The 19,676-nt window shown below is 63.7% G+C and carries 18 protein-coding genes and 3 tRNA genes; 10 read left to right on the top strand and 11 right to left on the bottom strand.

Annotated features, from left to right (window positions below):
- The first annotated feature begins 529 nt into the window (after positions 1–529).
- Genes DOM45_RS17355 through DOM45_RS17330 form a run of 6 tightly spaced genes read left to right on the top strand, consistent with a single transcriptional unit; the run spans position 530 to position 6,362 of the window.
- A complete protein-coding gene (locus tag DOM45_RS17355) occupies positions 530–3,334 on the top strand; it encodes a monovalent cation/H+ antiporter subunit A (protein ID WP_110602555.1) in 2,805 nt (934 codons plus the stop codon).
- Entirely contained in the window at positions 3,334–3,684 is a 351-nt protein-coding gene (locus tag DOM45_RS17350; protein ID WP_110602553.1) for a Na+/H+ antiporter subunit C, read from the top strand. The genes DOM45_RS17355 and DOM45_RS17350 overlap by 1 nt, the downstream gene beginning before the upstream one ends.
- Complete coding sequence (locus DOM45_RS17345; RefSeq protein WP_110602551.1) at positions 3,681–5,198, top strand: monovalent cation/H+ antiporter subunit D; 1,518 nt, start codon at positions 3,681–3,683, stop codon at positions 5,196–5,198. The genes DOM45_RS17350 and DOM45_RS17345 overlap by 4 nt, the downstream gene beginning before the upstream one ends.
- Entirely contained in the window at positions 5,195–5,692 is a 498-nt protein-coding gene (locus DOM45_RS17340) for a Na+/H+ antiporter subunit E (RefSeq protein WP_110602549.1), read from the top strand. Before DOM45_RS17345 ends, DOM45_RS17340 begins: the two co-directional genes overlap by 4 nt.
- On the top strand, positions 5,689–5,958 hold the full coding sequence (locus DOM45_RS17335; RefSeq protein ID WP_110602547.1) for a K+/H+ antiporter subunit F: 270 nt from the start codon (positions 5,689–5,691) through the stop codon (positions 5,956–5,958). The genes DOM45_RS17340 and DOM45_RS17335 overlap by 4 nt, the downstream gene beginning before the upstream one ends.
- A gap of 11 nt (positions 5,959–5,969) precedes the next feature.
- Positions 5,970–6,362 carry a Na+/H+ antiporter subunit G gene (locus DOM45_RS17330; protein WP_198655798.1) on the top strand — a complete coding sequence of 131 codons (393 nt, stop codon included), beginning with the start codon at positions 5,970–5,972 and terminating at the stop codon, positions 6,360–6,362.
- Between the two features lie 14 nt (positions 6,363–6,376).
- Here the strand turns inward: DOM45_RS17330 and hemH are convergent, their stop codons facing one another.
- A complete protein-coding gene (gene hemH, locus DOM45_RS17325) occupies positions 6,377–7,360 on the bottom strand; it encodes a ferrochelatase (RefSeq protein ID WP_110602545.1) in 984 nt (327 codons plus the stop codon).
- A 110-nt stretch (positions 7,361–7,470) separates the two neighbouring features.
- Here hemH and DOM45_RS17320 point away from each other — a divergent pair, with 110 nt between their 5' ends.
- Positions 7,471–9,033 carry a cryptochrome/photolyase family protein gene (locus tag DOM45_RS17320; RefSeq protein ID WP_110602543.1) on the top strand — a complete coding sequence of 521 codons (1,563 nt, stop codon included), beginning with the start codon at positions 7,471–7,473 and terminating at the stop codon, positions 9,031–9,033.
- A gap of 196 nt (positions 9,034–9,229) precedes the next feature.
- Here DOM45_RS17320 and DOM45_RS17315 read toward each other — a convergent pair whose 3' ends face one another.
- The 10 genes from DOM45_RS17315 to rnr all read right to left on the bottom strand — a co-directional run bounded on the left by DOM45_RS17315 (position 9,230) and on the right by rnr (position 19,034).
- On the bottom strand, positions 9,230–9,532 hold the full coding sequence (locus DOM45_RS17315; RefSeq protein WP_110602541.1) for a DUF6482 family protein: 303 nt from the start codon (positions 9,530–9,532) through the stop codon (positions 9,230–9,232).
- Between the two features lie 183 nt (positions 9,533–9,715).
- Complete coding sequence (locus DOM45_RS17310) at positions 9,716–11,488, bottom strand: bifunctional diguanylate cyclase/phosphodiesterase (protein ID WP_110602769.1); 1,773 nt, start codon at positions 11,486–11,488, stop codon at positions 9,716–9,718.
- 75 nt (positions 11,489–11,563) lie between these two features.
- Positions 11,564–11,857: a hypothetical protein gene (locus DOM45_RS17305; RefSeq protein ID WP_110602539.1), complete on the bottom strand. Its 294-nt coding sequence runs from the start codon at positions 11,855–11,857 to the stop codon at positions 11,564–11,566.
- 63 nt (positions 11,858–11,920) lie between these two features.
- Positions 11,921–13,306: a replicative DNA helicase gene (gene dnaB, locus DOM45_RS17300; protein ID WP_110602538.1), complete on the bottom strand. Its 1,386-nt coding sequence runs from the start codon at positions 13,304–13,306 to the stop codon at positions 11,921–11,923.
- Between the two features lie 169 nt (positions 13,307–13,475).
- Positions 13,476–13,922 carry a 50S ribosomal protein L9 gene (gene rplI, locus DOM45_RS17295; RefSeq protein ID WP_071231349.1) on the bottom strand — a complete coding sequence of 149 codons (447 nt, stop codon included), beginning with the start codon at positions 13,920–13,922 and terminating at the stop codon, positions 13,476–13,478.
- A 16-nt stretch (positions 13,923–13,938) separates the two neighbouring features.
- Positions 13,939–14,790: a hypothetical protein gene (locus DOM45_RS17290; RefSeq protein ID WP_110602536.1), complete on the bottom strand. Its 852-nt coding sequence runs from the start codon at positions 14,788–14,790 to the stop codon at positions 13,939–13,941.
- A 45-nt stretch (positions 14,791–14,835) separates the two neighbouring features.
- Positions 14,836–15,063 (bottom strand): 30S ribosomal protein S18, encoded by a 228-nt coding sequence (gene rpsR / locus DOM45_RS17285; protein ID WP_035472385.1) that lies wholly within the window; start codon positions 15,061–15,063, stop codon positions 14,836–14,838.
- 26 nt (positions 15,064–15,089) lie between these two features.
- Positions 15,090–15,509, bottom strand: a complete 420-nt coding sequence (rpsF, locus tag DOM45_RS17280) for a 30S ribosomal protein S6 (RefSeq protein ID WP_110602534.1) — start codon at positions 15,507–15,509, stop codon at positions 15,090–15,092.
- A gap of 233 nt (positions 15,510–15,742) precedes the next feature.
- Complete coding sequence (gene rlmB / locus DOM45_RS17275; protein WP_110602767.1) at positions 15,743–16,558, bottom strand: 23S rRNA (guanosine(2251)-2'-O)-methyltransferase RlmB; 816 nt, start codon at positions 16,556–16,558, stop codon at positions 15,743–15,745.
- Between the two features lie 40 nt (positions 16,559–16,598).
- Entirely contained in the window at positions 16,599–19,034 is a 2,436-nt protein-coding gene (gene rnr, locus DOM45_RS17270; protein WP_110602533.1) for a ribonuclease R, read from the bottom strand.
- A 272-nt stretch (positions 19,035–19,306) separates the two neighbouring features.
- On the opposite strand from rnr, the gene DOM45_RS17265 reads away from it, so the two are divergent.
- From DOM45_RS17265 to DOM45_RS17255, 3 genes are all read left to right on the top strand, one after another.
- Positions 19,307–19,393 (top strand) — tRNA-Leu (locus DOM45_RS17265).
- Positions 19,394–19,436: 43 nt separating this feature from the next.
- Positions 19,437–19,523: transfer RNA gene (locus tag DOM45_RS17260), tRNA-Leu, on the top strand.
- A 47-nt stretch (positions 19,524–19,570) separates the two neighbouring features.
- A tRNA-Leu gene (locus DOM45_RS17255) sits at positions 19,571–19,657 on the top strand.
- The last annotated feature ends 19 nt before the right edge of the window (positions 19,658–19,676 follow it).

Raw genomic sequence — 19,676 nt, 5'->3', positions numbered from 1 at the left:
ATTTCGCGCTCAGCGAACCATGACCAGGCGTTTCCTGAAGGGAGGAGAGACACCATGCCGGGCCACATGCCTAGCCAGCTTTCGCTGACATGCGCGACCTGTCGTATTGGTGCCCCGACTCGTATCGGTGCCCAGACACCGCCATCCATCGCTGGCACGATCACACCTGGTGGCCGGACCCCCGCCTGGATGCTGGCACCCCGCGGCGCCCGTCGTCCTTATCTGACCGATCCGCCCCAGCGACTCTGACCTGGCGACTGGCACGCCATGAGACCATGGATACCGCCATCGCCGCTTGTCCGCAGTGGGCCACCCGCCCCATCTCGCGCGGAGAAGGACATCATCGCCCCGACTTCGACCATCCCCAAGACGCACGCCTCGTGCGACTGACAACATCGCTTACACTGAGGCGAGCTAGGGGCGCGGATCGATTGCGACGGGCGAGAAACGAAGCTCGAACGGACCGGCTGCCACCATGAGGCAGATCGAGAAACGGGCCTCCCTGATCCAAGAATAGAGCGACAACTTCATGTCACTGCCGCTGATCGTTCTGCTGCCGCTTCTGGGCAGCCTCATACCCTTGCTGAGCAGTAACCGGCAACGCAATCTCAATGCCTGGTCCACCGCCCTGCTTCCCGCGATCGCGCTGGGCATCGTGATCGCCCATGCTCCGGGCGTGATTGCGGGTGAGGTGTACCACTCCAGCATGAGCTGGGTGCCGCAGCTGGGCCTCGACCTGGCCTTCCGTCTCGACGGCCTCTCGCTGCTGTTCCTGCTGTTGATTCTGGGCATCGGCCTGCTGATCATTCTCTACTCGCGCTACTACCTGTCGCCCGAGGACAGCATGCCGCGCTTCTACGCCTACCTGATGCTGTTCATGACCTCCATGATCGGCATCGTGATGGCCGACAACCTGTTGCTGCTGTGGGTGTTCTGGGAACTGACCAGCCTGTCGTCGTTCCTGCTGATCGGCTACTGGTATCGACAGAGCGAGGCACGTCGCGGCGCGCGCATGGCCCTGGCGGTCACCGGCATGGGCGGGTTGGCGATGCTGGCCGGCTTCCTGCTGATCGGCCATATCGTCGGTACCTTCGACCTGCAGACGGTGCTCGACAGCCGCGAGCTGATCCAGGCCGACCCGCGCTATCTGCCGGCGCTGCTGCTGGTACTGCTCGGCGCGTTCACCAAATCGGCGCAGTTCCCTTTCCACTTCTGGCTTCCCCATGCGATGGCCGCACCGACGCCGGTTTCGGCGTTCCTGCACTCCGCCACCATGGTCAAGGCCGGCGTGTTCCTGCTCGCCCGCCTGCACCCGGCGCTGGCCGGCTCCCAGCTGTGGCTCTACATCGTCACCCTCACCGGGCTGGTGACGATGATCTACGCCGCCTACTTCGCGCTGCTCAAGTACGACCTCAAGGGCGTGCTGGCGTTCTCCACCGTGAGTCACCTGGGACTGATCACCATGCTGTTCGGGCTGGACAGCAAGCTGGCCGTGGTGGCGGGGCTCTTCCACATCATCAATCACGCGATGTTCAAGGCGGCGCTGTTCATGTCGTCCGGGATCATCGATCACGAGACCGGCACGCGGGACATCCGCAAGCTGAGCGGGTTGCGCCACAGCATGCCGATGACGGCGGCGCTGTCGGGCCTGGCCGCGGCCTCCATGGCGGGGGTGCCGCTGCTCAACGGTTTCATCTCCAAGGAGATGATGCTGACCGAGACACTGGAGAGCAGCCTGCTGGGCGGCCTGGCCTGGCTGATCCCGGTGCTGGCGACGCTCGGCAGCATACTGTCGGTGGCCTATTCGCTGCGCCTGATCCGGAATGTCTTCTTCGGCCCGGAAGCGAAGGAGCTGCCCAAGGCGCCGCATGAAGCGCCGTTTCCGATGCGCCTGCCCATGCTGCTGCTGGTCGGTCTGTGCGTCGTCATCGGGCTGATACCCGCAGTGATCGTGTCGGGGGTGCTGGATGCCGCCGCCCAGGCCACGATCCTGGCGCCGAGGCCGGAGCTTCATCTGTCGATCTGGCACGGCTTCAACCTGCCACTGCTGATGAGCGCCATCGCGCTGGCCGGCGGGGTCGGCATCTACGCCGTGCGCCGCAATCTGTTCAGCTTCCAGCGCCAGTTCCCGCAACGCAACGCGCTGATGATCTTCGAGCACAGCGTGCGCCGCCTGCTGCACTGGACCCAGGTCGCCATCGACCGGCTCGAGAACGGCTCGCTGCAGCGCTACATGCTATGGCTGATCGTGGCGGTGCTGTTCCTCACCGGCAGCGGACTGCTGGACCTGGACCAGTTGCAGGGCTCGCGCCAGCCGCAGCCGCTCGACGGCCTGCTGCTCGCCGGCGCTGGCATCACGATCCTGGCGGGCCTGGGTACCGCCGTGCTCCACCGCCGCCGGCTGGTCTCGCTGATGATGCTGTCGGTCGTCGGACTGATGGTGTCGCTGGCGTTCGCCCGCTTCTCCGCCCCCGATCTCGCGCTGACGCAGCTGGCGGTCGAAGTGGTGACCGTGATTCTGCTGATGCTGGCACTGTTCTTCCTGCCCCAGCGCACGCCCAAGGAGTCCACCGGCGCACGCGTGGTGAGGGACGTGCTGCTGGCAGCCGGTTTCGGTGGCGTGGTGGCGAGCCTCAACTACGCCCTGCTGACAAGGCCGCTGGACAGCATCTCCGGCTTCTTCCTCGACAACAGCGTCAGCGGCGGTGGCGGGCACAACGTGGTCAACGTCATCCTGGTCGACTTCCGCGGCTTCGATACCCTGGGCGAGATCACCGTGCTCTGCATCGCCGCCATCGGCATCTACAAGCTGCTCAATCGCCTACGCCTGTTCATGCCATCGAGCGACAGCGAAGGCCGCCCCTGGTCCAAGGACCTGCACCCGATGCTGCTGGCCACGGTGTCACAGACCCTGCTGCCGCTGGCGCTGCTGGTATCGGTATTCATCTTCCTGCGGGGTCACAACGAACCCGGCGGCGGCTTCATTGCCGGCCTGGTGACGGCGGTCGCACTGATTCTCCTCTACATCGCCCGTGGCGTGGACTGGGCCCAGCAGCGCCTCTCCTTCCAGTACCAGCCCATCGCCGTGACGGGCGTCGCCATCGCCACCCTGACCGGCCTCGGCAGCTGGCTGTTCGGCCACAACTTCCTGACCTCCGCCTTCGGCCATTTCTCGATTCCGTTTATCGGCGAGATCGAGCTGGCCACGGCGATGCTGTTCGATCTCGGGGTCTACCTGACGGTCGTGGGCGCCACGCTGATGATTCTGGCCAACCTGGGCAAACTGACCACGCGACACCGGCCCAGCAAAGAGAACGAAAAGGAGACCGTCTGATGGAAGCGCTCTACGCCACCGTAACCGGTTTCCTGGCCGCCAGTGGTCTCTACCTGGCGTTGCGGGGCCGCACCTTTCCCGTGGTCGTGGGACTGACCCTGCTCTCCTATGCGGTCAACCTGTTCCTGTTCTCCACCGGCGGGCTCACCACCAACGGGGCGGCGGTCATTCGCGAAGGCGTCACTCACTACGCCGACCCGCTCCCCCAGGCCCTGGTCCTGACCGCCATCGTGATCGGCTTTGCCATGACCGCATTCTCGGTGATCCTGGCGATGCGCGTGCGCGGCGACCAGGGTAGCGACCAGGTCAACGACCAGCGCGGCGAAGAGCCGAAGGAGGAGAAGTCATGATGCATCACCTGATCGTGCTTCCGGTCCTCCTGCCGCTGCTGAGCGGACTGCTGATGCTGGTCAAACGAGACTCGATCGTGCTGCCTCGACGGGCGATCGCCTTGGCCAGCACGGCGGCACTGCTGGTGATCAGCGTCGTGCTGGTGATCCAGAGCGATAGCGGAGAGATCACCTACTACGCGCTGGGCGACTGGCAGCCACCTTTCGGCATCGTGCTGGTGCTCGATCGACTCTCGGCGCTGATGGTCTGCCTGACAGCCTTCCTGGCCCTGGGCAGCGTCGCCTACGCCTGCGCCGGCGACGACCGCAAGGGCAGCAACTTCCACGGCCTGTTCCAGCTGCAGTTGATGGGGATCAACGGTGCTTTCCTGACCGGCGACATGTTCAATCTGTTCGTATTCTTCGAAGTGTTGCTGATCGCCTCCTACTCGCTGCTGATGCATGGCGGTGGCAAGGATCGAACCCAGGCCGGCTTCCACTACGTGGCGCTGAACCTGGCCGGCTCGGCGATGTTCCTGATCGCGCTCGGCGTGCTCTACGGCACCACCGGCACGCTCAACATGGCGGACATGTCGCAGAAGGTCGCTGCGCTCGATCCCGACCGGCTCGGTCTGATCAAGGCGGGCGCGTTCCTGCTGCTGGTGGTATTCGGTCTCAAGGCCGCGATCCTGCCGCTCTATTTCTGGCTGCCGCGCGCCTACAGCAGCGCGCCGGCGCCGGTAGCGGCGCTGTTCGCGATCATGACCAAGGTGGGCATCTACGCAATCCTGAGGGTCTACACGCTGATCTTCGGCGGCGGGGCCGGCGAGCTGGCCAATTTCGTTCAACCCTGGCTGTGGTGGTTCGCCTTGGCGACACTCGCCCTCGGCGGCCTTGGCGTGCTATCGGCCCGCGACCTGCGCAACCAGGTGGCCTATCTGATCCTGATTTCGGTCGGCACCCTGCTGGTCGGGGTCAGCATGAATCGTGAGGCGCCCCTCGCGGCCGTGCTCTACTACATGATCCATACCACCCTGGTCAGCGGCGGCCTGTTCCTGCTGGCCGATGCGATCGGCGAGCAGCGCGGCAAGGCTGGCGCGCGGATCGTCCCCGGCCGCGGTGTGACCCAACCGGCCCTGCTGGGACTGTTCTACTTCGTCGGTGCGGTCACGGTGATCGGCCTGCCGCCGCTGTCCGGCGCCATCGGCAAGGCGCTGCTGCTGAATGCCGCGCTGCCGAGCGAGCAACCCTGGCTGTGGTCGCTGCTGCTGCTGTCGAGCCTGGCCGGACTCGTCGCCATGGCGCGTAGCGGCTCGACCGTGTTCTGGAAGGCGGGGCGCGGTGACAGCGACGGCCCCAGATTGAAGCCGGCGATGCTGGCGGGACTGATCCTGCTGCTCGGCGCGTCACCGGCACTGTCGATTCTCGCCGGCCCGGTCACGCGGTTCACCGATGCAAGCGCCACTCAACTGCTCGATCACGACGCCTATGCCGAGGCGGTCCTGTCTGGCAACGTCGCCGGAGGTGACTCATGATTCCTCCCACTCGCTGGCTGCCAATGCCGGTGTTATCACTACTGCTGCTGGTGGTGTGGCTGCTGCTGCAGGAGAGCGTCGCGCTGGGGCAGTGGCTCCTCGGCGGCGTGCTGGCGATTCTGATCCCGGTGGTCTGCCGACCTTTCTGGGAGCGCCAGCCGACCATCAAGCGCCCTCTGAAACTGCTGGGCTACTTCTTCCGCGTACTGGGCGATATCGTGACCGCCAACATCCAGGTCTCGAAGTTGATTCTCGACCCCCGGGGCCGGATGCGACCGGCCTTCGTCGAGTACCCGCTCACGCTGAAGGAGAATTTTCCGATCACCATCCTGGCCAGCACCATCACCATGACGCCGGGAACCGTCTCCGCCCACCTGCGGCTCGACGGCAGGACGCTGCTCATCCACGCGCTGGACGTGGCGGACACCAAGGCGTTGATCGACGAAATTCACCAGCGCTACGAGCGCCCCCTGCTGGAGATCTTCGAATCATGATCGACATGGCCCTGTGGATCGCGCTGGCGTTGTTCTGCGCCGCCATCGTACTCAACTTCTATCGCGCCGTGGTCGGACCGAGTCTGCCGGATCGCGTGCTGGCGGTGGACACCATGTACATGAACTCGATCGCACTGATCGTACTGTTCGGTATCTGGGTCAACAACAAGGACTACTTCGAGGCGGCGCTGCTGATCGCGATGCTGGGCTTCGTCAGCACCATCGCCATCTGCAAGTACCTGCTGCGCGGCGACATCATCGAATAGGAGGCGTGACGATGCTGGATACGATTATCGAGGGCGCGGTCGCCTTCATGCTCATTGCCGGTGGCGCATTCGCCTTCATCGGCTCGCTGGGTCTGACGCATCTCAAGGATTTCTACATGCGTCTCCACGGCCCTTCCAAGACGACGACACTGGGTGTCGGCTTCACCCTGATCGGCTCGCTGATCTACTTCAGCCGGGAAGACGGGCCGGTCATCCAGGAACTGCTGATCACCATCTTCGCCTTTATCACCGCACCGGTATCGGCCCACATGTTGGCCAAGAGCGCACTGCACCACAAACTGAAGCCGGATCCCCGCACCCGCGGCAATCCGGTGGAGCTGGAGAGCGACAAGCCCAGACACACCATCGAGGAAGCCCCCCAGGGCAACTCACCGCTGCCCTAGGAGCGCCGCCGGCATTACCAGCCGGCGGTGTGCTGCTCGACCAGATGGGTCAGCAGGGTGACGTGCTCCGGACGTTCGTTGAGCGCCGGGATGTACCGATATCGCCCGCCCCCGGCCTGCTGGAAGTAGTGACGGTTCTCGGCATCGATCTCTTCCAGGGTCTCCAGACAGTCGGCCGCAAAGGCCGGGCTGATAACATCGACGCACTCGGTCTTGTCCGCGCCCCAGGCCTTGAGCGTCTCGTCAGTGTAGGGTTTGAGCCACTCCTCGCGGCCGAACCGCGACTGATAACTCTGAAACCACTCCCCTTCGCCGAGCCCCAACTCCTCGGCCAATAGCCGACTCGTCGTCTCGCAGTGCCTGGCATAGGGATCGCCGTTGTCGACGTAGCGCCTGGGAATGCCGTGATAGGACATCAACAGCCGCCCCCGGTCGCCATTGGCCTCCCAGTGCTGGCGGACGCTGGCCGCCAGCGCCGCGATATAGTCCGGGTGGTCGTGATAGTCGCGCACGAAGCGCAGCTCCGGCAGGTGCGGACAGGGTTCCAGCGCCTTGGCCAGGCGCTGGAATACCGCGCCGGTCGTGGTACGCGAAAACTGGGGATAGAGCGGCACCACCAGGATGCGCCCGACGCCGGCTTCACGCAGCTTGAGCCCGGCCTCCTCCATGCTCGGCTTGCCGTAGGTCATCGCCAGCTCCACCGGGATGGACTCACCGCTGCGGATAGCCAGCGACTCCCTCAACGCGCGCTGCTGGCGCCGTCCGATCGCCAGCAGCGGTGACCCCTCCTCCTGCCAGACCGAGGCATAGGCCTTGGCGACCTTGGGCGGGCGAATTCGCAGGATGACGCCATGCAGAATCGGCCACCACAGCCAGCGTGGCGCATCGATGACCCGGGGGTCGCCGAGGAACTCCCCGAGATATTCCCTCACGGCCTTGGCCGTGGGCGCCTCGGGCGTTCCCAGATTGACCAGCAGCACTCCGTAACGGGCCGCCATAGCACCACTCCTTTCCCTGCCATCTTTTGATGAAATTCTACCAACGTCGCTTGTACTTACCCGATCATCTTATACGATCAATACAATGTGTATAATTTATGGATAACTTAATGTCGCGTCCGCTGATCCTGATTCTGGGTGATCAGTTGTGCGAGGAGCTGGAACTCCTCGCCAACGCCCCCGCCGATGCCGTCGTCGCTCTCTGCGAGGTCAAGGCGGAAGGGGAATATGTCCCTCACCACCCCCAGAAGATCGTGTTGATATTGTCGGCGATGCGCCACTTCGCCGATACCCTGCGCGACAAAGGGTATCAGGTCCACTACAGCCGGCTCGACGACGACGACAACCGCCAGGATCTTCTGCAGGAAGCCGAGCGACTCGCCGACGCCTATGGCTGCGACGAAATCCGGGTGACACATCCCGGCGAATGGCGGCTGCTGGAGCGTATCCAGCGTCGGGGCACGCGCTGGCGACTCTACGACGATACCCGCTTCTACTGCTCCATCGCCGAGTTCGGCGAATGGCTGGAGGGGCGCAGACGCTTTCGGATGGAAGATTTCTACCGCCAGATGCGCAAGCGGACCGGATTGCTGATGGAGGAGGACGAACCGGCCGGCGGTCAGTGGAACTTCGATCACGACAACCGGCGACCCGTCGATAGCGGCCTTCAGTTCCCTGAGCCGCCACGTCATCGTCGGGACGCTATCACCCGCGAGGTCCAGGCGCTGGTCGAAGCGCAGTTCGGCGACCATTTCGGCACCCTGGATGGCTTCAACTGGGCGGTGACGCGACGCCAGGCACTAGGCGACCTGCGCCACTTCGTCGCCCACGCGCTACCCGACTTCGGCACCTACCAGGACGCCATCAGCGACGCGGACCCGTGGCTGTTTCACTCGCGACTCTCGGCGTCGCTGAACATCGGCCTGCTCTCGCCCCGAGAGGTCTGCGATGCCGCCGTGGAGGCCTGGCGGCGCGAGGAGGCACCCATCAACGCCGTGGAGGGCTTCGTGCGCCAGATCCTGGGCTGGCGTGAGTACGTCCGCGGCATCTACTGGCAACGCATGCCGCACTACAAGCGCGAGAACCGGCTCGACGCACGGCGTGGGCTGCCCGATTTCTACTGGACCGCCGACACCGATCTGCGCTGCGTCCGACGCGCCCTGGAGATGACCCGCGATAACGCCTATGCCCACCATATCCAGCGCCTGATGATCACCGGCAACTTCGCGCTGCTTTGCGGGGTCGCCCCGGCGGCACTCTGCGACTGGTATCTGGCGGTCTACGTCGACGCCTTCGAATGGGTCGAGCTGCCCAATACGCTGGGCATGACCCTCTACGCCGACGGGGGCTATCTCGGTTCCAAGCCCTACTGCGCGTCGGGAAAGTACATCGACCGCATGTCGGATCACTGCCGCCAGTGCCGCTACGACGTCAAGCAGGTCACCGGCGAGGGCGCTTGCCCCTTCAACAGCTTGTACTGGCACTTTCTGGAGCGGCATCGCGAGCGTCTACGGGGCAACCACCGCATGAAACTGATCTACGGAAGTTGGGATCGGATGCAGGAAGACAAGCGAGCGGCCATCCTCGACCAGGCAGAGCGATTCCTGCGTTCGATCCACTTCGAGGCGCCCTACGGCCAAGGTGATCACGCAGAAGGCTATCGGCGGCACTGACGACGGCAGGTCCACGTAGCTTGGCAGCCCGGCATCGGTGTAAACGAGAGAAGAGAGAAGAGAGAAGAGAGAAGAGAGAAGAGAAACAGCATTCCCTCCAGACCATGGCAAGTCACTGCGGGACTCGCCGGAGGGAAATCAGGTTGGTGAATGGAAAATAGGTCGGATTGGAGTCCTGGAGACCGTCGACCCGGGATCAGAAGACCAGCGGCATCCGCGACAGCAGCGGATCGTGATAATGGGGCTCGTGGCCGACGATCTCGTCGTTGGCAACCTGCTGGACCAGATAGGCGCGGTGGATGCCGGCCTGTTTCAGTTCGCCGTAGACATCGTCGAGAGCGCGAAACAGCATCGGCTTGCCGCGCCGGGTCAAGGCCTGCGTGGTACCGTCTTCCGGCTCCAGCATGACCTGATAGTAGCGGCTGCCGGCATGGGCGATGACGCGGATCTCGAAGTTCTCGTGATGTCGTTGATAGTGCGCTAGCTCCTTGAGTTCCATGGTTCCCTCCTGTGGGTCGTTGATGGAATCGTGTTCTGGATCGGGAGACGCTCCTTGCCATCCCGTCGCGACACCCTGACACTCGGATGTGACAAAACTGTGACCAGGGCCTGTTCACACGCTACGCCGCGAGTCGCGTGGAGAGTGTGAACAGATCCTAAGACGCCAAGACACGCCGATCGTTCACCCCCGGACACCTGCCGAACGGCGGTCCAGCGTCACCACGATTCGACCGTTGGCGGCACGCTTGGCCGCCGGCTTGAAGTGGCTCCAGAGATCGCCGAAGCTATCGACCATGGCCTCGGCACCGACGCGAAGCGCAATGATCGACAGCCGGACCAGCGGGAAAAAACGCCATTGATCGTAGCGATCTTTGGCATGAAAGCCACCTTCCGCTCTGGCGTCTGCGGGCACCAGCGCGTGGCTCTCCATGCTGAAGCGGCGTTGTATGCCGGCCAGCCGACGGTGGAGATCCTTCCCGTCATTCAGCAGCAGTATGAAATCGTCGCCGCCAAGATGGCCCAGAAAGTCCTCCCGCCCCAGTTCGCTTCTCACCAGGCTCGCCAGCGCGAGAATCACTCGATCCCCCAGGGCGTAACCAAACCGGTCATTGAAGGGCTTGAAGTTGTCGAGATCCAGATAGCAGGCGACGAAACCCCGGGCCTGGCGCTGATAGTGCTCCAACGCCAACCTGATGGGGCGGTTGCCTGGCAGTTGGGTCAACGGATTGGCCTGGCGCGCCAACTGGACCTGCTGCTCGGTGAACAGTTGCAGCAGGTTGATGACGTGCCCCATACCCAGATAGCGGCCACCGTCGGTGATGACGAAATCCTCGTCGCGGGATGCCTCCTCGCGCCCAGTCACCTTGCGCGAGACCCGCTCCAGAGGCTCGTGGGCCTCCACGCAGAGCGCCTGGGTCCGCATCACCTTGGTGACCGGCTGACGGCCGTGAAGATCGAAGCCGAAGCGTTTGCCGAGCAGCGCCATCAGCTGCTGGCGCCCCAGGATGCCGATCGGTCGACTCCGGCCATCGACGACCGCTAACGCGTTGGCATGGGGCAGACGGCTGAATCGCTCGGACGCCTCCGCCACGCAGAGAGCGGCGTCCAGCGCGGGCAGCGGCACACTGAGGCGCCGGATCTCTGTCGCGGCAGTGGGCGGGCGATGGTTGGCAGCCAGTGACACCAGCCGGGCTTCGAGAGCCTCGCGTACCCGGTGGGGAGCGGCATCGGGGCGCGCGAACAACCACCCCTGGCAATAATCCGCCCCCAGCTCGAGCAGGGTATCCAGCTCCCCCTCCCGCTCCACGCCCTCCGCGATGACACGGCTATCCATGCTGTGCGCGATGTCGATGATGGAGCGAACGAACCGGCGCTTGACGGGGTTCTCGTCGAGGCGACTGACGAAGTGGCGATCCAGCTTGACGTAGTCGGGATTGAGCTGGGACCAGAGTCGCAGACCGGCGTAGCCGTCTCCCAGGTCGTCCAGCGCGATGGAGAACCCCATAGACTGATAATGGCGGGCAGCCTCGGCCATCAGCTCGCAATCGATCCCCGGCGACTGTTCGGTGATCTCGATGACGATGCGGTCGGGCGAGAGACCGTGCTGGTGAAGAAGCGCCAGCGTCTGGCCGCCGAGATCTTCAGGGTCGATCAGGACTTCCGGACTGGCGTTGAGGAACAGAAGCTCGCCGAGGCCGGTATCCACCCAACGCTTGATCGCCCGCTCCCGGCATCCGCGCTCAAGCGCGGCAAGCAGGCCGCGCTCGCGGGCCGCCCGGAACATCGGGATCGGATTGGCGTAGGGCGAGTCCCGTGGACCGCGAGATAACGCCTCGTACGCCAGAATATGTCCGGTCGTGACGGCAACGATCGGCTGGAAATGAACGCTCAGATCACGACGGGCGACGATCTCGTCGAGAGAAGGGCTGCCGAGGGAAGCGGAGGGTGGGTTCATGAACGCCATAAAAGCGAAACATCATGACACCGTCATGACACATAAAGCTACAATCCCGCATCGTCATGGCAGCGACTACTGATAAGCGGAAGGATCGATCGCCTTGCCCAGAGAGTTGCGGTCGATCCACCTGCCCGCCTTCGCCTCCTTGTAGCGAAACACCACGCGGTCGCCGATGGCAACCGGCAGTTCGGCATCTTCCGTCTGATAACTATAGAGTTCGCCATCGACCGTGAGCCAATGGCGGTAGAGATCGGGCATGCCCAGCCACTCCTTGAAAGGGCCTTCACGCTCCAGCTTTTCCAACTGGCCACGCACCTCGATCTTGGGAACCCGCTGACGACGCCCCCGCTGAAATCCACCTGCCATGATTCGACTCCTTGATATCTTTCCAAAACACCGGCAACGCCGGCTTCTTCACTATCCGTCGACTTACTCGTAGTGCTGACCGTAGCTATCCGGCGCCAGATCCTCGAATCGCGTGTACTTGCCGATGAAAGCCATGTGGACGGTACCGATAGGACCGTTACGCTGCTTGCCGATGATCAGCTCGGCCAGCCCCTTGTTGTCCGGATTGTCGGAATTGTAGACCTCGTCGCGGTAGACGAAGGCGATGACATCGGCATCCTGCTCGATGGCGCCGGATTCACGCAAGTCGGACATGACCGGGCGCTTGTTGGGCCGCTGCTCCAGCGAGCGGTTGAGCTGAGAGAGCGAAACCACCGGGCAGTTGAACTCCTTGGCCACGCCCTTCAGCGAGCGCGATATCTCCGAAATCTCGGCGGTACGGTTCTCGGACAGCCCCGGTACCTGCATCAGCTGTAGATAGTCGATCATCACCAGCCCGACATTGCCGTGCTCGCGGGCGATGCGACGCACCCGCGACCGCAGCTCGTTGGGCGACAGCGCCGGCGTATCGTCGATGAAAAGTTGCCGATCCTTGAGCAGGTTGACCGCCGAGGTCAGGCGCGGCCAATCCTCGTCCTCGAGCTGGCCGGTACGCACCCGCGTCTGATCGATTCGCCCCAGCGAAGAGAGCATACGCAGCATCAGCGATTCCGCCGGCATCTCCATCGAGAACACGATGACCGGCTTGTCGCTGGAAACCACCGCGTGCTCGACCAGATTCATGGCGAAGGTGGTCTTGCCCATGGAGGGGCGGCCCGCGATGATCACCAGGTCCGAGGGTTGCAGACCCGAGGTCATGTCGTCGAGATCGCGAAAACCGGTCGAGATCCCGGTCATCTGCCCCTTCATGTTGAACAGCTCGTCGATCCGGTCGACCGCCTTGGTCAGCAGGTCGCTCATGCCGATCGGCCCACCGAACTTGGGTCGCGACTCGCTGATCTGGAACACCAGGCGCTCGGCCTCGTTGACCAGCTCGTCCGGCGGCCGCCCTTCCGGCGAGTAGGCACTGTCGGCGATCTGACGCGAGGCCTGGATCAGTTTCCGCAGTGTCGCCCGCTCGCGGACGATATCGGCGTAGGCGCGAATGTTGCTGGCCGAAGGCGTATTGCGGGCCAGCTCCGCCAGGTAGGCGAGCCCCCCCACGCTCTCGAGCTGATCGCGGCGCTCCAGCGCTTCCGACAGCGTGACGACATCGAGTGGATGCGCGCTCTCGGCCAGTTCCGCCATCGCATTGAATGCCAGGCGATGCTCGTGACGATAGAAGTCGTCCGCGACCAACCGCTCCGACACCGTATCCCAGCTGCTGTTATCGAGCATCAACCCGCCCAGCACCGACTGCTCCGCTTCGAGCGAGTGGGGCGGCATCTTCAGCTGGGCGGTTTCGTGATCATTGTCGACGCGTTGATTCATGCTTGGCGTTCATCCCGTGTCGCGCGCAGAACACACTGCAAAAGTCTGGCGCTCATTCTACCCAGTCGGCAGCCACCATCGCCACGCCTCCCGGCCATGAAAAAGGCACGCAGGGCGTGAGCCCTGCGTGCCTTCGGCCAGACGTCTCGGCGACGACGACGGTCGAGATTTACTCGGCCACCACCACCACACGGACGCTGGAAGTGACTTCGGCATGCAGCTGCAGCGCGATGTCGTATTCGCCGGTCTGGCGAAGCGGGCCTTCCGGCATGCGCACTTCGCTCTTGGCGACTTCGATGCCAGCCTGAGCCATGGCTTCGGCCAGATCGCGCGGGCCGATGGAGCCGAACAGCTTGCCTTCATCGCCCGCTTTCGCGACCAGAGACAGTTCGATTTCGGCGAGCTGTGCCGCGCGAGTCTCGGCCTGGGCCTTGCGCTCTGCAGCCTGGGCTTCGAGCTCGGCGCGCTGCGCTTCGAACGCTTCGACGTTGTCTTTGGTTGCCGGCACGGCCAGGCCGTAGGGAACCAGGTAATTACGGCCATATCCGGGCTTGACGGTGACCTTGTCACCCAGGTCGCCCAGCTTGCCGATGTTATCGAGCAGAATGACTTCCATTCTCGTGAACCTCTCGTCAATCACTGCGTGTCAGTCGACCGCGAAAATCCGCGAAGGTATCTACCAACGCCAACAGCAGTACAATCAGAATCGTGGGCCAGGTGGTCAACAGCAAGGCATAGAAGCCTACCAGCCAGAACCCGCTCATTCCCTTCAAACCGATAAACCCATGAACCAGTGCCACGCCGGCGACCAGCAGCGGAACCCAGGCCAGCAGACTGGCGGCGGGAACGGCCAGCACCATGCCCAGCGCCATCAAACCCACCAGCAACAGGAGCTGCTTGCGCGATAGCTTCAGTGAATGAAACTCCTCGCGAAAACCTCCGGGGTTGTATAGCCCCGCCTGCCAACTGCGGGCCAGCGCCAGGCAGGCGATCCCGGCGAGCAGCACGACCAGGCCGGTTGCCCCGCCGATCACCAGTGTCGCCATCAGCTCGGTATCGACGCCCTGCGCCGATAGCTGATCGAGCATGCTGGCAACCTCCGACGAGCTCTGCCGCAGTTCCGCCAGCAATGGCGCTGTTCCTCCGGCCGGCACGAAGATGCCAAGCTGGACAAGAACCATGCAGACCACGCTGCCGACGATGAGCGCTTCGGACCAGCGCATGCGTGAACGCAGCACCGTCGCCATCAACGTCACCAGCAGAATGCTGGCCAGCGGAACCGAATCGCCCTGCATCCACCACCAACCGGCGGGGAGGGCTGCGGCCAGCAGCACCGGCGCCGCCGTGGTCATGCCCCGGCGCAGGGTAACCAACCCGGCAACGGCGGCGCTGAACCAGAACAGCCACGGCACCAGCGCTGTCAGTGCGGCCGCCGCTATCGCTTGTGGCGTACCGCGCATGATCCAACGTGCCAGTGCCAGCATGATGCCTCGCTATGGATTACCGATCGTGGACTACCGGATCAGGGTTTACTGGTGGCTGTCGGAGTACGGCAGCAGCGCCAGGTAACGCGCCCGCTTGATCGCGGTAGACAGTTGACGCTGGTAGCGCGCCTGAGTACCGGTAATACGGCTCGGGACGATCTTGCCAGTTTCGGTGACGTAGGCTTTCAGCGTATCGATGTCTTTGTAATCGATGTACTTCACGCCTTCGGCAGTGAAGCGGCAGAACTTACGGCGACGGAAAAAACGTGCCATGAGAGTCTCTCCTTAGCGAAATCGAATCAGTTGGTTTCGGCGGTGGTTTCGGAACGCTCGGGGCGCTCTGAACGCTCACGATCGCCACGCTCGGAGGGCTTGTCGTCACGGCGACGGCTCTTCTCTTCAGCCGGCTTCATCATCGGCGAGGCTTCGGTAACGGCCTCTTTGTTGCGCACGATCATGCTGCGGATGATGGCATCGTTGAAACGGAAGATGTTCTCGATCTCGTCGAGGGTCTCGCCGCTGCACTCGATGTTCATCAGCACGTAGTGTGCCTTGTGGATCTTGTTGATCGGGTAGGCCAGGTGGCGACGGCCCCAATCCTCGAGACGATGCACGGTACCGCCGTTCTCGGTCACGAGGCTGGTGTAGCGCTCGACCATGGCCGGAACCTGCTCGCTCTGGTCCGGATGGACCATAAACACGATTTCATAATGACGCATGTTAGCTCCTTGCGGTTTGGCAGCTTCCGCGCGGCGACGCTCCTGAAGAGATGGCCACCACGAGAAGCAAGGAGTCGATATCGGGTGAACGGCGTCATGCTCCGCTCACGATCCCGGATATTCAGACCAATTGGCGATTCGCCCGGACAGGTCCGAGCGGGAGTCGCGCTCCATGAGCATAGCCTGCCCACAGAACCGCGCAATTGTAGAGACCAAGCCCTGCCAGCGCAAGTTTAACCGGCAACAACCCCGGCCCGCTGGCGCACCGCCTCGAACAGACAGATGCCGGTGGCGACAGAGACATTGAGACTGGAGACACCGCCCTGCATCGGCAGCTTGACCAGCCCATCGCAGGCCTCGCGAGTCAGCCGGCGCATGCCCTTGCCCTCGGCACCCATCACCAGGGCACAGGGCACGGTGAAATCGGCATCGTACAGGAGCGAGTCCGCCTCGCCGGCGGTACCGGTGATCCAGATCCCATGCTGCTTGAGCTTCTCCATGCAGCGGGCGAGATTGGTGACCTGAAACACCGGCACCAGCTCCGCCGCCCCGCACGCCACCTTGCGCACCGTCGCGTTGAGCGGCGCCGACTTGTCCTTGGGTACGATCACGCCATTGACTCCGGCGGCGTCGGCGCTGCGCAGGCAGGCTCCCAGATTGTGGGGATCGGTGACGCCATCCAGAATCAGCAGCAGCGGCGGCCGGCTGGCCTGCCACTGCTCGAGTCGCCACCACAGGGTCGTTTCGTTCTCGGCGATCAACGGCTCGCAGAAGCCGATCACGCCCTGGTGGGATGCCTGGTGGGAGACGCCATCGAGCGCCTCGCGCGCCATTCGCCTCAACTCGCAACCCGCCGCGTGGGCCTGCTGCAGGAGAGTCTCCAGGCGTTGCTCGGCATGACCTTGCTGAATCCATAGCACTTTCGGCGGCTGGCCGCGTTCGAACAGCGCGCGAACGGCGTGAACGCCATAGACGGGCTCCAGCCCGTCCGGCATGCGAGGCAGCTCGCGCGGCTTCGCGGAGGTGCGGCGATTCGCAGGACGACTCATCTCGGCTGGCGCCTGCTGGACGGCTGGCCGATGGCCGCCATCATCGCTTGCCACCGCGCTGACGCGGGCCGCGGGAACGACGCTTGCCGCCTTCGTCACTGCCCTCCGCTGCCCCCTGGCGCTCGCGCTTGCCCGGGCGGCTCTTGCGTGAAGAGGGCTTCTTGGCGGGTGCGCCGGCGGCGGGGGCGTCGCCACCGGGCTTCTGGCCACGCGGCGTGCGGCGGTGACGCGGCGCCGCGTCGGCCAGATCGAAATCTATCTTGCGGTCGTCGAGATCGACGCGGGCGATACGCACGGTGACGCCATCTCCCAGACGATAGGCGACCCCGCTGCGTTCGCCCTTGAGGCGGTGCTTTTCCGCTTCGTAGTGATAGTAGTCGGACGGCAGCGACGTCACGTGCACCAGCCCTTCCACGTAGACGTCGTCGAGCCGCACGAAGATCCCGAACTGGGTGACCGAGGCGATGGTGCCCTCGTAGACCTCGCCGACCTTGTCGGAGAGGAACTCGCACTTCAGCCAGTCGGTGACATCCCGGGTCGCCTCGTCGGCGCGACGCTCGGTCATCGAGCAGTGCTCGCCCAGTTCGACCATCTGTTCGAAGGTGTACGGGCACCAGATCGAGGGTTTCTCGACCGGCGCCCCCTCCGCCCGCTGCACGGTCTGGGTCTGACGCGGGCCGCGAATGACCGACCGGATCGCACGATGCACCAGCAGGTCGGGATAGCGGCGGATCGGCGACGTGAAATGCGCATACGCCTGGTAAGCGAGACCGAAATGCCCGTCGTTCTGCGGCGAGTAGACTGCCTGGCTCATCGAGCGCAGCATCACGGTCTGGATGATGTCGAAGTCGGGACGTCCCTGAATCACCTCCCGCAGCGCCTGGTAGTCCTTCGGCGTCGGTTCGTCACCGCCGCCCAGGGTCAGCCCCAGCTCACCCAGGAACACGCGCAGGTTCTCGAGCCGTTCGGGGGCCGGCGACTGGTGGACGCGATAGAGCGCGGGCAGGTCGTGCTTGTCGAGGAAGCGCGCCGTGGCCACGTTGGCCGCCAGCATGCACTCCTCGATCAGCTTGTGGGCGTCGTTGCGCGTGCGCGGCACGATCTTCTCGATCTTGCGCTCGTCGTTGAAGACGATCTGCGTCTCCGTGGTCTCGAAATCGATGGCGCCACGCACTTCCCGCGCCTGGCGCAGCACCTTGTAGAGCGCGTGCAGGTTCTCCAGCGAAGGCACCAGTTCGCGGTAGCGTTCGCGAAGTGCCGCCCCTTCGTCGCTGTCCGGCTCCTCCAGCATCGCGCCGACCTGGTTGTAGGTCAGCCGGGCGTGAGACTGGATCACCGCCTCGTAGAACTTGTAGCGACTGATGGTGCCGTTCTGGGAGATGTTCATCTCGCAGACCATGGTCAGGCGGTCGACGTGCGGGTTGAGGGAGCAGAGCCCGTTGGAGAGTAGCTCCGGCAGCATCGGTACGACCTGGCCGGGAAAGTAGACGGAGTTGCCGCGGATGTAGGCCTCGTTGTCGAGTGCACTGCCGCCGCGAACGTAGTGGGAGACGTCGGCAATCGCCACGACCAGCTTCCAGCTCCCGGACTTGGTCTTCCAGGCGCAGACGGCATCGTCGAAATCCTTGGCGTCCTCACCGTCGATGGTCACCAGCGGCATCTCGCGGAGGTCGATTCGCGCCGTCTTGTCCTCCTCCTTCACCTCGGCGGACATGCCGGCGATCTGCTCGTCCACTTCCGGCGGAAACTCCGCGGGAATATCGTGGGAGCGAATCGCGATGTCGATCTCGAGCCCGGGGTCCATCCGCTCTCCCAGAACTTCCACCACTTCCCCTACCGGCTGCTTGCGGGTTTCCGGCTGCTGGGTGATGTGGACGGAAACGATCTGGCCGTCCTTCGCGCCACCGCTGACGCTGTGGGGGATGATCACTTCCTGGCTGATCCGCGAATTCTCGGGGATCAGCACCGCGAATTCGGAGCTGTTCTGACGGAACACACCGACCAGCGTCTGGGTATTGCGGGCCAGCACCTCGGCGATGGTGCCCTCGGCGCGACCTCGACGATCCTTGCCGCTGACGCGGGCCAGTACCACGTCGCCGTCGAACACACGGCGCATCTGGCGCGGCGGCAGCACCAGGTCGGGCTTGACGCCATCGTGACGAATCAGGAAGCCCATGCCGTCACGGTGACCCTGAACGCGCCCCTTGATCAGATCGAGCTTGTCGATCAGGGCATAGGCGCCTCTGCGATCCTTGAGGATCTGGCCGTCGCGCTCCATCGCCGCCAGCCTGCGGCGCACGGCTTCCAGCTGGTTGTCGTCTTCGAGCCCCAGCATGGCACTCATGTCTTCATGAGTGATCGGCTTGCCGTAGCTCTCCAGCCGTGCCAGCAGATACTCGCGACTGGGCACGGGGTTGTCATATTTTTCCGTTTCACGAGCCGCGTGCGGATCGTCATCCAACGTCCAATGAGTCATGCAACCATCGTCCTTGCGTTGAGCCTGCTGGGCCTAGGCGGTAGAGAGAATTCACGCGGCGGGCGGCCTGAGCCGTTCAATCTTTTTGGATTCATTCTCCAAGTATAGCGTTCACGCCTGTTCGACCCAACCATGCGCTGCCAAACGGCCAAGGTCGTGGTCGATTGCCAGGTATGGGAATCGACCCGGGGGGCCCGTTCGGGCGGAAACCCAAGCGCCATCACCGGACGCTTGCATTCGAATGCAAAATCGGTATTATGCATCGCGCCTTGGCCCAGATGGCGGAATTGGTAGACGCGCTAGCTTCAGGTGCTAGTGTCCTTACGGACGTGGAGGTTCAAGTCCTCTTCTGGGCACCATCGCTCTCGGCGATGGTCATTTAGAATGGACAAGGCCGGTTTGGCCCGGATGGCGGAATTGGTAGACGCGCTAGCTTCAGGTGCTAGTATCCTTACGGATGTGGAGGTTCAAGTCCTCTTCCGGGCACCATTCCAGAGGAGTTTTCCAAACTCCTGGCAGCACCCGATACATGACACGCCCAGGTGGCGGAATTGGTAGACGCGCTAGCTTCAGGTGCTAGTATCCTTACGGATGTGGAGGTTCAAGTCCTCTCCTGGGCACCACGTGTCATGATCGTTTTCT

The sequence above is a fragment of the Salinicola lusitanus genome (assembly GCF_003206045.1).
GTDB classification, from domain to species: Bacteria; Pseudomonadota; Gammaproteobacteria; order Pseudomonadales; family Halomonadaceae; genus Salinicola; species Salinicola lusitanus.
Note: the sequence above shows the minus strand (reverse complement) of the source record. Positions and strands in the feature narration are given on the sequence as shown.